Below are 19,001 nucleotides of genomic sequence, written 5' to 3'. Positions count from 1 at the left end.
AACCTTTGTTTAATAAATCTTAAAATAGCCATAATGCGAATGGTATCGTGATTAGTAATGTAAGCACTACTCTTTCAAACCATATCAAGACCAATTTACCAACTGAAATTTTTATCTCAGTTGAAAGAATCACAGGTACCACACTTGAGAAAAAGATAATCGCCGAAACACTCATTACTGCTACTATAAATCTCGTAGCTAAATCAGCAGTTTGTGCAATGGCAGCAGGTAATAACATCTCAACAATTGAAATGGTTGAAGCTTGTGCTAATATTGCTACATCCTGAACTGGGAATATACTTATAAATGGGTAAAAAATATAAGATACATATTCTATTATCGGTGTATATTCAGCAATAATTAAACCTAAGAAGCCGATAGACATAATAGAAGGTAATATCGCAATTGTCATTACGACGCCGTCACGTAAATTTTCACGTACGTTTCCTATTAATGAGTCAGCATTTTTAACTGCTAACTTAGCTTCTAACCAAGATTCTTTTAATAAAGGCATATTTCTGCGTTTTTCTTCTTTATATGGTTGGTTCTGATATGTCGTGTTTTTCTCAAATCTTATAGGTGGGAGTTGTACGGTGATGGCAGTAACTATAAAAGTCACTGCAAGTGTGAACCAAAAATAAAGGTTCCAATGTTCAATAATACCTAATGTATTGGCTACTATAATCATGAAAGTAGCAGATACAGTTGAGAAACCTGTCGCAACAATAACTGCTTCTTTATGTGTATATCCACCATTTTTATAGACTTTATTTGTAATTAATAAGCCAATTGAATAACTACCTACAAACGAGGCAACCGCATCAACTGCTGATTTACCAGGCGTTTTAAAAATAGGTTTCATGACTGGTCTCATAATTACGCCAATAAATTCTAATAATCCGTAACCTACTAAAAATGTTAATAAAATAGCACCTACTGGGATTAACACACTTAGTGGTATCGCTAATTTATCGTATAAAAACGGTCCAATACTTTCTTTCAATACAAACCCTGGTCCAAAATCAAAGACAATCATGAAAGCAATGAAGACGCCTAATACTTTAAATAAGCTAAAGATAATATCAGTTTTTGATTTGTTCCATTTTTTATTAATAAATGGATGTAATGCACCTATAATGATTAAAAGTAATACATAATAAGGTAAAATTGGATTCACCAAAAATGTAATCCATTGAACAATATGATCAATCAGAATTGTTGATTTACCATTAATCGTTATAGGTACAAAGAAACATATAATGCCAATTAAGCTATAAATGAAAAATTTCCACATGTACTTCACGCCCCTAACATGAAAGTACGCCTCCCGCTATATCTCTCAGTATAATATGATATGATATATACTACCAATATAAATAAACTAATTATTGATAGTTTAAAACTATAAGATAAATACATATTCACGGAGGAATTATATTGAAAATCATTCAATTAGAGTATTTTGTCGCCGTTGTGAAATATAATAGTTTCACTAAAGCTGCTAACTTTTTACATATTAGTCAACCGTCATTAACGACTACAATAAAAAAAATGGAAGCCAATTTAGGTTATGACCTTTTTATGAGAACTACTAAGGATGTTAAAATCACTGAAAAAGGAATTCATTTTTATAATTACGCGCAACAATTGATACAGAACTATCATCAAACAATCGAAAAAATGTATGACCTCAATATGGGACATGCGCCTAAAATCAAACTATCTATTTTAGAATCAGCAAATCAATGGATTTCTCAAGTGCTTTCTATCCATTTAAAATATAATCCTAACCAGACTTATCTTGTATCTGAAGTGCATGACCAAAATAAAATACTGGAACAACTCATCAATTTTGAAAATCATCTCGCTTTGACCAACGAACAAATTAGTCACGAAGATATTAAATCTATTCCTTTATACGAAGAATCCTATGTCGTTATTACACCTAAAAATGCTTTTCCAGATACTAAAATAACGTCTATTAAATCATTGCCATTATTTTTACCTACAAAAGGCTCTCAAGTGCGTAAACATCTTGATGATTACTTTACACGTATGAATATACATCCAAATATCATTATGGAAGTTGATCGTTTTGAAGCGGCTACGAATTTTGTCCATAGAGGATTAGGATATGCTGTTATTCCACGCGTATATTATCAATCATTTAATGCACGAGATTTAGATGCACTAGAAATGCGTCCCAAACTAGGCCGTTCTATTTATATTAACTATCTAAAAAAAAGAAAGCACTCAGAGCGAGTACTTTCTTTTATAGATCAGTGCATTGATTATTGGGATATTAAAGAATAAAATGATGTAAAAAATTAGCAGATAATTTAGCAGTTCGATTATCCACATCATATTTTGGATTTGTTTCAGCAATACTAACAGTCGAAACTTTCTCATTTGGAATAATACGTTTCGCCAATTCAAGTACAACATGCGGTGATAGACCTAATACAGCATTTGCACTTACACCCGGTGCAAATGCACTATCAATAACATCCATACATATCGTAAACATAATCACATCATGATCATGTACGAAACGTTCTATCTTATCCTTAATTGGAGGAGAAATTTGATGTAACAATTCATCAGAATAAACAAAACCGATGTCTCTTTCTTTCGCGTAATCAAATAGTGCTTGCGTGTTACCACCTTGTTGAATACCTAATACTAAATAATCAGTGTTTTCATCCTGTTCTAAAATTTGTCTAAAGCTCGTACCAGAAGTAGAACCAGATTCTTTTCTAGTGTCAAAGTGTGCATCAATATTGATGACACCAATAGAAGCATCAGGAAACGCCTCACGCGTGCCCAAATACTGTGCATAAGCGATATCATGTCCGCCACCTAATAAAAAGGTTTGGTTATGTCTTTGTATCGATGAAGCAACATAATGCGCAAATTCTTGTTGGGTTTCTTCTAAAGTTTCGTGATTATGTTCAACATTTCCATAATCATAAATTGAACATGTTCTTAAGACTGGCAAATTAGCAAAAGTCTTCTTGATTGCATCTGGTCCTAACTTAGCTCCGATTCTTCCTTTATTAAGTTCAACACCCTTATCAACCGCATAACCTAGCATACCTACACCGTGACGTGGTTCATCGTACTCATCTTCAATATTACGAAATTGTATCGTTTGAAAATGTCTGAATTCTGTTTCCTCTGTTTCACTATCTATTCTTCCTGTCCATAAATCACGTTGTGCTAATTTATACATAGTTCTCCTCCTTTTGAAACTATATCAACACTTAAAGTATACGCTTACATTTTTGCCAATTCAATTATATTTATAATTACCTTTACCCACTTGTTTAAAAGTTAATTTTGAAATTCACATTAAAAATTGTTGCGTTTACACGTTTGATTTTGTAAAAGTATTACATTTCAATGATAAATATTTGAATTTAATTTATTTATCACTAAGAAGTATGTATAATTAAGCATAAATGATTTTTCTGAACCCTATTGGAGGTTACATAATGAATACAAAACGTATACCAGGTTTTCAATGGGCAATGATGATATTTATTTTCTTCATTATTGCTTATGCAGCACCTATTATACTTAAAGATTTTCAAGGTACAATTTCACTTAAAACTTTTGTTTTTGACATAAGTAGCTTAGCACCATTTATTGCTGCTATTATATGTTTACTCGTCTTTAAGCACAGAGGTACGCAACTCGGTAGTTTAAAGTTTTCAATTAGTTTAAAAGTTATAGAACGTATCATTTTAGCACTCGTTATACCATTAATTATTTTTATTATTGCTATGATTTGCTTCAATGTTTATGCAGATAGTTTTGTACTACTACAAACAGAAGATTTATCTGTTTCAATTATATCAATTATCATTGGTCAAATTATCATGGCTTTCTTAGTAGAGTTTGGTTTCCGTTCTTATTTACAACATATTGTTGAAACTAAGATGAATACATTTATCGCATCTATTATTGTAGGGATTATGTATTCAATATGGAATGTTAATATTTCATTTAGCTTTGATTATGCGATATATAGTTTCCTTTATTCTTTCGCTTTTTCAATGATTATTGGTGAACTTATCCGTGCTACAAAAGGACGTACAATATACATTGCGACAATATTCCATGCGACAATGTCATTTGGACTCGTTTTCTTATTTAACGAAGAATTAGGCGATGTGTTCCCAATGAAAGTAATTGCTTTAAGTACAGTTGCTGTTGCCGCTGTTTACATTCTATTAAGCATTATCGTTCGAGCGATTCTTTATTTCTTCACAAAACGTAATTTGGATGAAGTGGATGATAACAACTATCTTGACCATGTTAACGAAACATCTGAAAACGATGCTCAAATCGATGATGATGTTGATGAAGATAGTGTTCAAGATGAAAACAAGACAAACACTTCGACTTCAGACAGCTCAAAATCAACGACTGTTGCAAGTGGTGTTGCTGTGGCCAACCGAACGACACATGACTCAGATCAACAGCCGCACACTGATGACACAACAAAGACGACAGCTTCAACAGTCGATGATAAAGATACAACATCTCCTGTTAATGAAGCAACTGAACAAAACAACACAGATTTTACTACTGATGTTAATCAAAAAAAGACAAACACTGAAAACAACACGATGTATCATAATAGTGATGAAATAAATGAACAAGATGACAACACAAAATCTAATGATAATGACAATAACGACTCAAACAATTTAACTAATAGTTCAGTTGAAGCATCTACTGAAAAAGTAAAGCATGATTCAAATGACAACGATAATGAGTCATTAAAAACAAGTGCGCGTTATTCAACTACTCGTAAATCTTCAGCAGTAAGTAATGCGAAAGCATCCATTACTGAGGATAATCATGTTGAAGACACATCATCAACTGAAGCAAACACTACACACGCAACACATAATGATGCAACAGTAGATAATGATTCAAATGATAAACACACGCGTTCTCCTTTTAATCTTAAAAGTAAACGTGGTCACCGTCGTTAATTACATCAATGCGTTACATTATTAAATCTCGAGGAAGTATTGTATATATAATATTTCCTCATAGAGTGTCGACAAAGTCTCTGGCTTTGTCGGCATTTTTTGTATACATTTTCCGCGAAACCCGTAGTCTTCAACTAGTACTTTATTAACGAGTCAGGCGTCGCCTAAATCACTACCATCTTTATATAAAAAAAGTGATAAATAATCCTTTAGGACCTTTATCACTTTTTTATTATTTATTTATCAAGAACTTTCACACCGTCTGGTGAACCAACAATAATTTGGTCAGCAACATCTAAGAAATAACCAGTTTCCAATACGCCCACAAGATGGATTAAATACTCATGCATTTCGTAAGCGTCTATATTTTCGTATAATTCTAAGTCCAATATATAGTTACCATTATCTGTAATAAAAGGCACATCATCAACAACGCGGCGTATTGCTTTAATATTACCCTTACCATATGACTCAATCTTTTTAGATACGAGTAGCCAATTAAATTTATCTACTTCTACAGGAAGCTTAAACGTTTGGCCTAAATAATCTACGCATTTACTATCATCTATTAAAACAATAAATCTATCTGCCATAGCATCAATTACTTTCTCTCTAAATAGTGCTCCACCGCCACCTTTTATAAGGTTTAATTGGTTGTCTACTTCATCAGCGCCATCAATTGCGATATCAATTTTATCTACATCGTTTACATCGACTACACGCATACCTAATTCTTTAGCGATATAAGCCGTTTTGTTTGAAGTACAGACTCCAGTTATATCAATATGTGCTTGTTCTAATTTCTCTGCGATTTTTGGCACGAGTAGTTCAATTGTTGAACCTGAACCAATACCCACAATCATACCATCTTTAATTTGGTCTAATGCATCATCAAATGTACTTAATTTCAACTGTTTTTTATTCATAATGCTTCCCCTTTACACACAGTACTTTTACCTTTATTGTACATGAGATTTATAAAAATACATAGCTAAAAAACGTAAATATAACACGCTAATATATGTTCACTTGCATATTCCTAAATTTGTTTTAAAATGATAATCACTAAACTGCAGGAGGTACTGAATTATGATTTATACGCTAGATGCAATTTCTACAGGTAAAATTCAAGATTTATCATACAGTACGAAAAGACCAATGCGCTCAGCCTTAAACAAAAAGAGAATCACAAATCAAATGTGGTTATCGAAGACTGGGTTCATTGAAGATGAGCAAGAATATAAAGGGCATGGTGGACCAGATAAAGCGCTATGCCTTTATAGTAAGAAGAACTATGAATTATGGAAAAATGATGTTTCTACATTACCTGACTATGCTATGTTTGGTGAGAATCTAACTGCTGTCGATTTAGATGAAAATGACATTTATTTGGGTGATCAATTCCAATTAGATGAAGCAATTGTAGAAGTATCTGAAATAAGAGAACCATGCTGGAAAATTCAAGAAAAGTATAAAATTCCAGATCTAGTTAAGCGCATGTCGCGTTCTTGCAAGACTGGGTTTTATCTTAGAGTTATCAAAGAAGGGTTTGTAAATGACGCTGCAAATTTAGAATTAATACATTCTTCAAACACGCATATGCCTCTTACAGTGTTCGAACTTAATGACATCTATTATAACGATAATAAAAATATAAGACGTTTAACAGATGCTTTAAAGAACCCCTATCTAACTGACGAGAGACATTTAAAGTTGCAAAAATTTTTAAAACGTGCACAAAACATCGCAGAGAAATAACTATATAAATGGGAACTGGAGAGAAAAATAAATTTTTCTCATAAGGTTTCGGTCTATGATTCGCTCTCGGCAAAGATGTCTAGAAAATAGACTACAAGAATTGCAAGTCTTTAAAAGTTTAATATAAGCCCATTTCCAATTCAGTTAACTACTGCCAATATAAAAATAAGGCTGAGACATAAAGTAATGTCCTAGCCTTATTTGCATAATATCAATTTAGTTTCTATAACTCTTTTTCAAAAATTTTATATGACGTTTTTGAATAGTATGGTTGATTAGCTTCCAATATAGATGGGGCTTTTTCTCCCATTAAGTTAATGTCATTTGGTATACATTGCGTCTCAAGTGTAAAACCAGAATGTGCCTTGTAAATATTAAAGTCACTTTGCCAACTTGTAGTATCATTAAATGTGAAAATTACAACATTTGGCATGTCAGTATTCACTGTTAATAAAAAGCGTTTATTTTCAACGGTCATTTCATTGCCACCTATATCAAATGGATGATCGATGCCGCCAAAGCGTTCCATTTGTGCTTTCACAACTGGATGTTCACTCGTAAAAATGTCTTTAAATTGTATGTTTTTTTCGTTAAACGTGTCCACTAAATCAATTGGTTTCATGCTTTCAACAATATTATCTTCGCCTAATAAATACATATCTAATTTTGAACTTGAAATACTATGGTTATCAATTACATTATTATCTCTATTCAAATTAAAATAAACATGATTCATCGGATTAAATAACGTTTTCTCTGTAGCGGTTGCTTTGTATTCAATTGTCCATTTATGGTCAACATCATAAGTATGAATTACTTCTAGGTCAATATCACCAGGAAAATGGTCGTCTGAACTTTTTATAGTTGTTGTAAAAATAACTTTTACTTGACCTACTTGCTCTTCAATTTCATAATCAAAAAAGCGTGTACCAATACCTTCTGGACCACCATGTATGTTATGTTCACCGTTATTTGCGTCAAGCTGATACGTTTTTCCATCTAATTCGAAAGTAGCATTTGCAATTCTACCACCATAACGACCAATTGTTGCCCCGAAATGAAATGGGTTTTCCTCATAGAATTCATCTGCTTCTACAACATTTCCAAGTACAATGTTATTATCATCGTATTTCCATGAGACAATACGTGCGCCATAATTTGTAAAAACAATTTTCGTTTCTTCATTATCAATTTTAATTAAATCAATACCATTACTTTGGCTTTCTACTTTTGCAAACATCATCAATTACTCCCTTTCAAACCCAATACTTTTTCAAAAGTTAATATTAAGTTTTATCATGAATAAAAACATCACTTACAAACGTGGCCTGTAAATCACAACTCAGAAGGGGATCTTCATTGTGTTTAGGCAATGTAAACTTTCTCACTACAAGTCCAATTAATTTGAATATTTATTTTGAAAATAATAATTCAATTGTAGTAAACAAACCCTATCACACATAATACGATTAAATGTAACAACATCAATGTGATTAACTATGCTTCCCTCTAGCATAAATTAACTTGCAAAGTCACTATGATGCAATAACACAAATCTTGTGTAATATTTAATACTCCCTATTTCTTCTATTACTCTCTTATATTGTAACAATTTAGTCAAATGTTTATCTATACTAATCGTCAATTTTAACAAACAATCATAAAAATTGTTATACTTTTTCTATTATTATACAAATAATAGCCAAATTTTCATTGTATAATATTATAACTTTGTTGAATTCCTCTTTATTCTACTACTTAATTTATATAAGTACATAGTAATTTTATATAAACAACTTTCTATTTACTCTAAAAAGATACGTTTTTTATACACAATAATCGTATCAATATTAAAAAATAAACTACCTCCACATATTACATGGTGATGGTAATTTATTTTAATAGCGCACTTTAAATTATTATTTTTTGTTAAATATACGTTTTACCGAGCTCATAAAGCCTTTATCAAAACTCAAAATCGTATCTTTATAACTACGCACTGCAACCCATAATAGTATAAAAATAGTGATAATAGATATAACCATACTTAATACGATTTCCCAAATAGCAACATCAGGCGTGGATGCACGAACAAACATTACAAATGGTGAAAGTAATGGTATAAAGCTCGTGATTTTCACTAATAACGTATCTGTGTTCATGATACTGAAAAAGGAAATATAGAAAGCAATCATACTAATTAATGTCATTGGCATTAATGATTGATTAATATCTTCTATACGCGCAGTAATAGATCCCAAAATCGATGCTAAAATAATATATGAAAGTATACCAATAATCATTGATATGATACCTACGACGATTAATTGCACAGTCAATTCGTTTGGTTCAATATCAAACCCTTTTAACATATCTCCAATATCAAACACTAAGAAACATATAATGCCAGCCACAATAAATATACTGATTTGGGTTAATGCTACTGAAACCACACCTGCCATCTTCGCAAGTATATGCGTCACTGGTGACACACTCGTAATAATCATTTCAATAACTCGTGATGTTTTCTCAGTTGCGATTTCCATTGCAACTTGGCTCGCATAATTGAAAACGATAAAGAATATGAGCATCACGCCTGCATATACAATCATTGTATTAAAGCCTTTTTGAGCTTCATTTAAATTTGAATTGTTGGCATTATCTGCAAGCACTTCTGAAGTCACTTCACTTTGAGACTGCAATTGTTTTAATTCATCTTGTGATAAGTTTAAATTCGCTGCAACAAATTGTGTTTGTACAGTTGATAATGTTGCTTTTAATTTTTGCTTATCTTGTTCTGAAACAGTATCTTTACTCAATATTTTACCTGAAAGTTTTTGATCTTCACTCAGTTTAATAACGTATGCTTTATCTAATTTTTCGTTTTTAACCTGTGACTTTGCTTGTTTTTCTGATAATTGCTTAAAGTCTGCCCCTTCATCAAGCTGATCACCTTGTGATTTAATGACTTTATAAATTTCATCATTCGATGAGACAACCCCTACTTTATCAGGGCCATCGTCAAATAAATCAATGATTTTATTAATATTCGCCGCTCCAACCATTAACAGAATCACAATAGCTGTGAATATAACAAATGACTTTGTTTTAACTTTATTTTTATAAGTTAAGGAAAAAGTTGCAAAGAATTTATCCATTGACGTCACCTACTTTTGCTATAAAGATTTCATTTAGTGATGGTTCTACAACTTGGAATCTTTTGACGAAACCATACTGTATTACAACTTCATAAATTTTCTCAGCAACCGCTTCTGTCTCAATCATTGCTTTAATTTCTCTTTTACTTCTATCTACATTTAATACACCATCAATGCTATCTATCTCTGACATTTCATGTTCTGTTTCTATGACGACGCTTTTCTTACCATGATTCGCTTTCACTTCATCAATTGGCCCTGAAACAACAAGCTCTCCACGATTTAGAATACAGACATTATCACATAACTCTTCTACATGTTCCATTCTATGAGAACTATATATAATAGTAGTACCAGCATTATTTAAATCTTTAACCGCTGATTTTAATAACTCTACATTTACTGGATCTAAGCCGCTGAATGGTTCATCCAAAATGAGTAATTCTGGTTTATGTAACATACTTGCTAAAAGTTGAATTTTTTGTTGATTCCCTTTGGATAGTGCTTCAATTTTCTTTTCTCTATTTTCATTAATACCAAACCTATCTAACCAATAGTCTATAGCTTCTGTAATTTCTTTGGACTTCATTCCTTTTAAAGTAGCTAAATAACGTAATTCATCTTCTACTTTCATTTTAGGATGTAATCCTCTCTCTTCTGGTAAATAACCAATGTGGTTGTATGAAGTCTTGTCTATGGGTTTGTCATTATATGCAATTTTACCTTCAGTGATTGGCGTTAGACCTAAAATCATTCTGAAGGTTGTCGTTTTTCCTGCGCCATTTCTGCCTAGAAAACCTAACATTTTACCTTGTTCTAAAGATAATGAAATATCATTAACAGCTGTAAAATCTTTATACTTCTTGGTTACATGTTCAATGTTTAGTGACATTGTGTCCCGACCCCTTTCTTTTTAATAATTATATACTTTGATAATACCATTAGATTAAGCAAAGTTACATTTTAAATTTAACTTTGCTAGACATGATTCTATTTTATTAATGATCTTAGCTCATTGCCGTAACTATAATCGATTAAAAATATAACTTTGTTACTTCTTATGCAAATGATAGAACGCAATAAAAAATAACGCTGTTTCCACTTAAACTAAGTTGGTAACAGCGTTTTAATTTCAATATTTTAATTCATCTTGTTTTTGAGTTTGTCCAAGTTGCCCATTTTCTTTTGTATTAAAAATATCTTCATAACCATGAGCACTCGAACGAATGTGATTACCGTATTTATGGCTCGTCCCATATTTATTTGTTCTTCTTTCACTATCCAAACAACAAATAACTAAACAATATATTCCTAAAACCATATAAATGATATATATCAACAATAGCGTAATGATACTAGAAATATTAGCATATTCAGGATCCATTGCATTTATTGATGTAATAATAATATTAGTAACAATTAATACAGCAAAATAAATCACTGGAGTCACCATTTTTCTACCAGTATCATGAAATCTTCTCACCAATAATGCCCAGCCAGGAATCAGTGTAGCTAATCCATATATAACAATATATATACAGGATATGACTATTAAAATGCCCCCAATTATAGTAACTTCACCGGAATAAGATGAAACACCTGAAACAAGCATGATTAAACCTATAATAAGTATTATTAGCGCTGGTATCATAAAAATCAAATGCCATAACGTCATGTACCAATATTCGCTACGACGTGAGCGCCCTTTAAAATTAACATAGTTTGTCCAAAATAATTTGAGCGCTTGAAGAAAACCAATTTTCCGCTCCATATTACTCCCCCTTCATATACATTTGTTAAAGATAATTTTTAAATTACATTAAACTTTGGTACATTATATGTAAATTCTTTAAATATCTCATTTAGTTTAGTGTAACAAACTATTTTGCAAGTAGTAATACAATTTTACTGATTCTAAAAAAAACATTTAAAAATATTTATTTTTTTAAAAACTAGAAACCGGAGGAACAACTCATGGATTTTTTACATCGAGATACAATAGCTATTGCTAAAGATTTATTAGGTGTCAAAGTGGTTTTCCTGGATGAACTCGAAACATTCACTGGATACATTGTAGAAACTGAGGCCTATGTTGGCAAAGAAGACCGCGCTGCTCATGGTTATAATGGAAAAAGAACGCCCAAAGTAGAATCTTTGTATAAACGTGGTGGAACGATATATGCGCACGTTATGCACAATCATCTTTTAATAAATTTTGTCACAAAAGATGAAGGCATTCCTGAAGGTGTATTAATTAGAGCTGTAGAACCTGAAGAAGGTATTGAAACCATGAAATTAAATAGAGGAAAAAGCGGGTTTGAATTAACTAATGGCCCTGGAAAGTGGACAAAAGCATTTAATATCCCTCGACATTTAGATGGTTCTCGCTTAAATGAAGGACGCCTATCAATCGACACTAAAAACCGTAAGTACCCATGCGCTATTGAAGAAAGCGGACGTATTGGGATTCCAAATAAAGGTGATTGGACATTTAAACCACTACGTTTTACTGTAAAAGGCAATCCGTATGTCTCTAAGATGCGTAAATCAGATATGACAGATACAGATTATACGTGGCTCTAATACAATATAATAATATAGAAAAAAGAGCTTCCTAAGATGGAAACTCCGCTACGTTCGTTTCTATTTCTTTTATCGATTGCTTTATTCAACATTACAGACCTCACCACTGTTTAATTTAAACATATTATTTTTGTTTGAAAAATGGCAGTAATTTGGACCGACTCCTGCGGGAAAAGCACTAGCCGAAGACTACAGGCTGAGGCTGTGCCCGCGGAAAGCATGCACAAAAAAGTGTCGACAAAGTCAGAGACTTTGTCGACACTCTGAGAGCTTCCAAAAATGGAAGCTCTTTTTTCTATATCAAGCATAAGTTTTTCATCAACTATTTATTTTTTAACTTTTTATTTCCATCTAATAAACCAAATTGAATTGTTATAATTGTACAAATAACCAATATAACTGGATAGAATGAATATTTTAATACTTCTAAATAGGAGACATCACCATATTGTTCTACCATTAACATCCCACTATCATGGGGTAGAACCATTAAGGCACTACAAGCAAATATATCTAGTAAGCTGGCCATCCGTTTAGGTGGCACTTTATATTCATCACCAATCTCTTTTGCAATTGGTGCAGAAATAATAATCGCTAACGTATTATGTGAAAGTGCAGCAGATAGCACACCTGACATCATACTGATGACATATTCAGCACTTTTACGTCCTGTAGCCTTTCTCTTCATAGCTTGAATGATCCAATCTACACCACCATAGTATCGAATCAATGCTACAAGGCCAGATACTAAGAATGCAACAAGGAAAATGTTGAACATACTTTCCATACCGTCGCCCATTGCTTTAGTAAATTGGAAGATACCCATTTGACCTTGAACCAAACCTAGTAGTCCAGCCATCCCAATACCAAGAATAAGCACAAGAATCACATCTAAACCTGCAATAGCCGCTATTAATACAAATATATAAGGCAAAATATTAATGAAGTTGAAACTTAAATCACCTTCTACATTACCAGTGCCACCAACAATGGCGTATATAATTGCAGTGATAAGCGCGGCAGGCAAAGCAATGAGTACATTCATTTTAAATTTATCTTTCATCTTAGCGCCTACACCATTCGTTGCGGCAATCGTTGTATCAGAAATGATGGATAAATTATCACCAAAGTAAGCACCTGCAATAACCGCTGCACCCGCTGCTGCAACACTTAAATCCGCTGCTTGTGCTACAGCTACACCAACAGGTATAAATGCTGCTTGCGCTCCTGTTGAAGTCCCTAAAGTTAACGCAGCAAACCCACTCATTATAAATATTCCTGGGATAAGTAAACTTGGTGGAATGACGGAAAGTCCCATGTTCACCATAGCTTCTTTACCACCCATTTCAGACGTAACCGTTGAAAAAGCACCTGCAAGTAACAAGATTAATCCAAGATTTACAATGCCTGAGTTCCCTGCATGTTCAGTAAAAATTTGAACTTTTTTCGTGAATTTCGTTTTTCTATCATAACAAGTCCATGCTATGACAATACCTATAAAAATAGCGACATGTCGCGGCAATTGATCAAAAGCATCCTCTTTGCCCATAATCGTAAATGTAATCCCCACACCGATATATAAAACTAAAAATATTAATAACGGCAATAATGCTAACGCACCATATTGTTTTTCACTTCTTAATGATTCACCCATATACTTACTCCTTATAACCTAGTATTTACATATGATATATAGTATATCAAAACTGATAGAATGTCATCGGATAAAACTTCATTTCTTTTATATAATAGTCATTTAGTCTTTTTTAGCTATTTGATTATACTTGATTATTTTAATTTTACTTCCTTTAATTAACTTTAATACTATATAAATTAAGTTCTATTATAAAATTCGGTGTTAAATTACACAAAAAACTATATATTTCTTAGCATTTAATTTTTTTGTAGCATTATCATATTCGAGAATGTATAATAAATATCATGGACTTTTGTAAGCACTTTCTTGCTTTAGTACAAAAATTATTTACATATCACAACTTAGGAGAGATTTATTTGTAAAATGAGGGGGAATGAAAATGCTAGAGCTAGACGCTATTACTACTTTAGCACTCGCATGTGTTTTATATCTTTTAGGGGTATATATAGTGAATCATATTGGCATCTTAAAGCGATTATGTATTCCTGCACCAGTAATTGGTGGTTTGTTATTCTCAGTACTTGTTGCTATCTTACAATCAACGAACATTATAACAATAAAATTAGATTCTGAATTCTTTCAGAACTTCTTTATGCTTGCTTTCTTTACAACAATTGGACTAGGAGCATCATTAAAACTACTACGCTTAGGCGGAAAAGTGTTAATATTATATTTTATCTTTTGTGGGGTTCTTGCCGTATTCCAAAACATTATTGGAGTATCCTTAGCAAAAGTTTTAAATATTCCACCATTACTTGGACTAACAGCTGGTTCAATGTCAATGGAAGGTGGACACGGGAATGCTGCAGCATATGGTCAAACCGTGCAAAACATGGGTATTGATTCAGCATTAACAGCCGCTCTAGCAGCCGCAACATTAGGTCTTGTTGCTGGTGGATTAATTGGTGGTCCTGTAGTTAAATTTTTAATAAATAAATATAATTTAAAACCAGAACACGCAGAAGAAACAACAAAAGATTACAGTAATGTAAAATCTAACGCATATTTAAGAAATCGCATGACACCGACAACAATTTTCCTATTACAATTTTCAATTGTAGCCATCTGTATGGCCATTGGTTCTTATTTAGGTAATACATTCTCGGACATAACAAACATTAATGTTCCTGTTTATGTGGGTGCTATGTTTGTCGCAGTTATTATACGTAATATATCAGAATATAATAATTTAAATCTTATTGATATGAAGATTGTCGATAGTATCAGTGATGTTTCTCTTAGCCTATTCTTATCTATTGCCTTAATGAGTATTCAACTTACTGAAATTTATCAATTAGCGATTCCATTAATCGTTATTGTATTAGTACAAGTCGCATTTATCGTATTATTCTCAGTCTTCGTCGTCTTCCGAGGACTAGGTAAAAACTATGATGCCGCAGTTATGATTGGTGGTTTCATCGGACATGGTTTAGGTGCTACACCTAACGCAATGGCTAACTTAGATGTTATTACTAAAAAACACGGTGCTTCACCTAAAGCTTATCTTGTCGTTCCGATAGTCGGAGCATTCTTAATAGATTTACTTGGTGTACCAATCGTTACAACATTCATTAACATCTTTGGTTAAAGTAAAAATGACATTTGAATCAAACTGAAATATAAACATTTTCAGTTAAATAAAAAGATGATTGAGACAAGTATTTATGTCTCAGCCATCTTTTTTGTTATCTAATATCTAACCCTCTTTGTTCTATCCATGATTCTAGCTTAGGGCTAAAGATCATTTGTGATTGTTTTAAATCTTTAATTGTTGGTGTATCAAGCATTGTCATAATTTTCTTCATGTGATCTGTGAATTGTTCAGCATAATTAATTGCCTCTGTAATACCATGGTGCTCGACTTGGTTTAAAAATGGTCGTGACATACCAACAGCACTAGCGCCTAATGCAAGACATTTCACTGCATCTAATGGCGTTCTCACACCACCACTTGCTAATATATCCATATCTTGTTGGTGTGCAGTACTTTCTAATAGTGATTCAACAGTCGTTTGCCCCCATAAACCAAGATAATCCATATCTTTATATGTACGTCTTTCATTTTCAATATCTACAAAGTTTGTACCGCCACGTCCACTTACATCAACGTATCGGATCCCAATCTCATGCAATTGTTTAATTGTTTCTTTGCTCATACCAAAACCAACTTCTTTAACAATCACTGGTACATCCACATGCGCTACAATTTGCGCAAGATTTTCCATCCATGTAGAGAAAGTTCTATTCCCTTCTGGCATGACAAGTTCTTGAGGTGCATTTACATGAACTTGTAGAGCTTGTGCATCAAGTAATTTCACTGATTCAACTGCTTTATCTACAGGTACATCTGCACCAACATTACTGAATATAATACCATCAGGATTTGTTTCTCTTACTATACTAAATGATGAAATCATTTTACTATTACGTAAAGCAGCATGTGTAGATCCCACAGCCATTGCCATTCCAGTTTCACGTGCAATGATCGCCAGTTTCTCATTGATCTCTTTCGTCCATTCACTGCCACCTGTCATTGCATTAATATATAATGGTTGCTTAAGTGTAAAGTCCTTTAATTCACTTTGTATATTAACATCATCCACATCGATATTCGGAATTGAATGATGGACAAACCTTATTTCATCAAAATCTGAAATTGTAGCATCTTGTTGTGCCATTGCAATTTCTACGTGCTCATTCTTTCTTTGTTCTCTTTTATTATCACTCATCTTATGCCCTACTTTCAATCCTTATTATGTTCACTCTATTATTTAAAACATTACCTATATTTTCAAATATAATATTAAAACCATTTCTCTTTTTTAAAATAAAAAATACTACCTATACTAATTGCTAACATGATTACAAGTACAATGTAATAACCGTAATGCCATTGAAGTTCTGGCATATTTGAAAAATTCATTCCATATATACCTGTAATTAATGTTAAAGGAAGGAATACAACAGATACTAAAGTAAGTATTTGCATAATGCTATTCATCTTATAGTATGAATATGACGAATAATTATCCCTTATTTCTTCAGTCATTTCTTGTGATAAGTTTATTATATTTTCTTGTTTAATCATGTGATCGTCTATATGTTGAATATACATATGATTCTTGTCATCTACAAGTAATTGACTGCTTTCTTTCATATTATCTACTAATTCTCTCATCGGATATATAATACGCTTTAATTTTATGATTTTCGAACGTATTTTAAATACATCATCCATTATTTCTTTAGTTGAGCTACCATGTGTTTCTCTATCTTCTAACTCATAGACTTTATTTTCGATATCATAAATTAATTCAAAATAAGTATCTACAACTTTGTCTAAAATATAAAGTATCACATCTGAAACATCTAAATCCGATTCATAATGGCTTGAGATATATTGCTCTACTTCTTGTAATACCTCAAAATGTTTATGGTGATATGTAATTAACATATTGTCTTTATTGTACAGATTCAGAACCTTGTCTCCAGTATATTGCGAATCAACGCTATGAAACGCTATATACTGATACGTGTTATAAATTTTATATTTAGCCCTTGGAGTCCCATTTATTGTATCATCGATTTCAAGTTGATTAAAATTAAAGTATGATTGTAGCATCTCGTTTTCTTCGTCAGATGGATTATTAAAATCACACCAAATAAAAGTAGCTGATTCAGGAATTTCTTTAAAGTGATTAACTTGGGATAAAGATTCTTTAGAAGTCTGATATTTTATTGTCACACTCATAATTTCCCTCCTCAAATCATTTCTTTTATTTTACCATGAAATACACTGTATGTATGGTTTAGTAAGTTTTAGTTATTTTTCTTTAGTAAATACATTTACATGTTAAAATTTAACTATTACTTTTGTTTTTAACAACCAAGGAGCTGTTTACATGAAAAAGCCTTTTACAGTAGTACAAACTGTTGCCAAAGAAATGATAGATCATAATGGTCACGTACATGATGCCAACTACAATATGGTTTTTAGTGATGCAATAAACCAATTTAATTATCAGCATGGTTTATCACTTCAAGAACGAAAAGCATTAAATTATACAATCTTCACTGTTGAAGAACAGACTGCTTATTTATCGGAATTAATTGAAAATGACCAATTCTACATCAGTGTATATATATATAATTACGACGTTAAAAGAGTACATTTCTTCTCAATAATGAAGAAACAAGATGGGACGACTGTAGCTACAAATGAAGCTATGATGTTAGGGATTAGCAGAGCAACTAAAAAATCCGCCCCATTCCCTCAACATTTTTTAGATCAAATTGTAAGTTATTATGATAATCAAGAACGCATCGATTGGCCTAAACAATTAGGTCATCGTATCAACATTTCACAGTAAGGAGATGTATATTCATGTCACAAAATATAAGAGAAGTCGTACAATTACAGCTATATGATTTATTCGATAATACTAAATTTGAACTTAGTGAACTCAATCAAAATAAAAGTCTCGTTATTAATGGCCCTGATAGTAAACTCATCAAGCGTGGTTTAGATATAAGCTATCTCCAAGGTCAAAAGAAAGCAATCGACGCGATTGATACACTTTTAAAAACATATACAGATGATCGTATATTCATTGAACATTATAATAATTACGCGCTTATTACTTCAGAAGAATTTGAAACATCTGCTTCTAACTTTGGTTCAATGATTGAACCTCAAGATGAATTCGAATTATTTTTAGCAACTCATTATAATCTAATGGGTCAAAAACTAATTATCGATACGATTAATACACTTATAAATAGTTAAACGCAATAAAACAGTTCCAATCTATGTGCAAATTGGAACTGTCTTATTTTCTT

16 protein-coding genes and 1 pseudogene are annotated in these 19,001 nt (G+C 32.1%); 7 read left to right on the top strand and 10 right to left on the bottom strand.

Annotated features, from left to right (window positions below):
- Nucleotides 1-19: 19 nt before the first annotated feature.
- Nucleotides 20-1,294: a YjiH family protein gene (locus SOJ_RS04330; protein ID WP_002506873.1), complete on the bottom strand. Its 1,275-nt coding sequence runs from the start codon at nucleotides 1,292-1,294 to the stop codon at nucleotides 20-22.
- A gap of 143 nt (nucleotides 1,295-1,437) precedes the next feature.
- Between SOJ_RS04330 and SOJ_RS04325 the strand changes: the two genes are divergently transcribed.
- Nucleotides 1,438-2,313, top strand: coding sequence for a LysR family transcriptional regulator (locus SOJ_RS04325; RefSeq protein ID WP_002506872.1), 876 nt, complete (start codon nucleotides 1,438-1,440; stop codon nucleotides 2,311-2,313).
- Here SOJ_RS04325 and hutG read toward each other — a convergent pair.
- Entirely contained in the window at nucleotides 2,303-3,232 is a 930-nt protein-coding gene (gene hutG, locus SOJ_RS04320; protein WP_002506871.1) for a formimidoylglutamase, read from the bottom strand. The genes SOJ_RS04325 and hutG overlap by 11 nt on opposite strands.
- A 262-nt stretch (nucleotides 3,233-3,494) precedes the next feature.
- Between hutG and SOJ_RS14865 the strand changes: the two are divergent.
- Nucleotides 3,495-4,338: pseudogene (locus SOJ_RS14865) on the top strand (CPBP family glutamic-type intramembrane protease); the annotation flags it as partial.
- A gap of 904 nt (nucleotides 4,339-5,242) precedes the next feature.
- On the opposite strand, the gene SOJ_RS04310 reads toward SOJ_RS14865, so the two are convergent.
- Nucleotides 5,243-5,932: a ribose 5-phosphate isomerase A gene (locus tag SOJ_RS04310; protein WP_002506869.1), complete on the bottom strand. Its 690-nt coding sequence runs from the start codon at nucleotides 5,930-5,932 to the stop codon at nucleotides 5,243-5,245.
- A 163-nt stretch (nucleotides 5,933-6,095) separates the two neighbouring features.
- Here SOJ_RS04310 and SOJ_RS04305 point away from each other — a divergent pair, with 163 nt between their 5' ends.
- Nucleotides 6,096-6,764: an MOSC domain-containing protein gene (locus SOJ_RS04305; protein ID WP_002506868.1), complete on the top strand. Its 669-nt coding sequence runs from the start codon at nucleotides 6,096-6,098 to the stop codon at nucleotides 6,762-6,764.
- A 223-nt stretch (nucleotides 6,765-6,987) separates the two neighbouring features.
- Here SOJ_RS04305 and SOJ_RS04300 read toward each other — a convergent pair whose 3' ends face one another.
- The 4 genes from SOJ_RS04300 to SOJ_RS04285 form a co-directional block, all read right to left on the bottom strand.
- Nucleotides 6,988-8,004 (bottom strand): aldose epimerase family protein, encoded by a 1,017-nt coding sequence (locus tag SOJ_RS04300; RefSeq protein ID WP_037539437.1) that lies wholly within the window; start codon nucleotides 8,002-8,004, stop codon nucleotides 6,988-6,990.
- A gap of 679 nt (nucleotides 8,005-8,683) precedes the next feature.
- A complete protein-coding gene (locus SOJ_RS04295; RefSeq protein WP_002506866.1) occupies nucleotides 8,684-9,922 on the bottom strand; it encodes an ABC transporter permease in 1,239 nt (412 codons plus the stop codon).
- Nucleotides 9,915-10,814 (bottom strand): ABC transporter ATP-binding protein, encoded by a 900-nt coding sequence (locus tag SOJ_RS04290; protein WP_002506865.1) that lies wholly within the window; start codon nucleotides 10,812-10,814, stop codon nucleotides 9,915-9,917. The genes SOJ_RS04295 and SOJ_RS04290 overlap by 8 nt, the downstream gene beginning before the upstream one ends.
- Before the next feature lie 240 nt (nucleotides 10,815-11,054).
- Nucleotides 11,055-11,693, bottom strand: coding sequence for a DUF805 domain-containing protein (locus SOJ_RS04285; RefSeq protein WP_002506864.1), 639 nt, complete (start codon nucleotides 11,691-11,693; stop codon nucleotides 11,055-11,057).
- Between the two features lie 203 nt (nucleotides 11,694-11,896).
- On the opposite strand from SOJ_RS04285, the gene SOJ_RS04280 reads away from it, so the two are divergent.
- Complete coding sequence (locus tag SOJ_RS04280) at nucleotides 11,897-12,505, top strand: DNA-3-methyladenine glycosylase (protein WP_002506863.1); 609 nt, start codon at nucleotides 11,897-11,899, stop codon at nucleotides 12,503-12,505.
- A gap of 322 nt (nucleotides 12,506-12,827) precedes the next feature.
- Here the strand turns inward: SOJ_RS04280 and SOJ_RS04275 are convergent, their stop codons facing one another.
- Entirely contained in the window at nucleotides 12,828-14,159 is a 1,332-nt protein-coding gene (locus tag SOJ_RS04275; protein ID WP_002506862.1) for a Na+/H+ antiporter NhaC family protein, read from the bottom strand.
- A gap of 382 nt (nucleotides 14,160-14,541) precedes the next feature.
- Between SOJ_RS04275 and gltS the strand changes: the two genes are divergently transcribed.
- Nucleotides 14,542-15,750: a sodium/glutamate symporter gene (gltS, locus tag SOJ_RS04270; RefSeq protein WP_002506861.1), complete on the top strand. Its 1,209-nt coding sequence runs from the start codon at nucleotides 14,542-14,544 to the stop codon at nucleotides 15,748-15,750.
- A gap of 97 nt (nucleotides 15,751-15,847) precedes the next feature.
- On the opposite strand, the gene fni is transcribed toward gltS, so the two are convergent.
- Nucleotides 15,848-16,891, bottom strand: a complete 1,044-nt coding sequence (fni, locus tag SOJ_RS04265; RefSeq protein WP_002506860.1) for a type 2 isopentenyl-diphosphate Delta-isomerase — start codon at nucleotides 16,889-16,891, stop codon at nucleotides 15,848-15,850.
- Nucleotides 16,892-16,965: 74 nt separating this feature from the next.
- Entirely contained in the window at nucleotides 16,966-17,913 is a 948-nt protein-coding gene (gene corA, locus SOJ_RS04260; RefSeq protein ID WP_002506859.1) for a magnesium/cobalt transporter CorA, read from the bottom strand.
- A gap of 151 nt (nucleotides 17,914-18,064) precedes the next feature.
- Here corA and SOJ_RS04255 point away from each other — a divergent pair, with 151 nt between their 5' ends.
- A complete protein-coding gene (locus SOJ_RS04255; protein WP_002506858.1) occupies nucleotides 18,065-18,532 on the top strand; it encodes a thioesterase family protein in 468 nt (155 codons plus the stop codon).
- Between the two features lie 14 nt (nucleotides 18,533-18,546).
- On the top strand, nucleotides 18,547-18,948 hold the full coding sequence (locus SOJ_RS04250; RefSeq protein ID WP_002506857.1) for a hypothetical protein: 402 nt from the start codon (nucleotides 18,547-18,549) through the stop codon (nucleotides 18,946-18,948).
- The last annotated feature ends 53 nt before the right edge of the window (nucleotides 18,949-19,001 follow it).

This window comes from Staphylococcus sp. OJ82 (assembly GCF_000294465.1).
GTDB lineage: Bacteria > Bacillota > Bacilli > Staphylococcales > Staphylococcaceae > Staphylococcus > Staphylococcus equorum.
The sequence above is the reverse complement of the archived record's forward strand: the minus strand, read 5'-3'. Positions and strand labels throughout refer to the sequence as shown.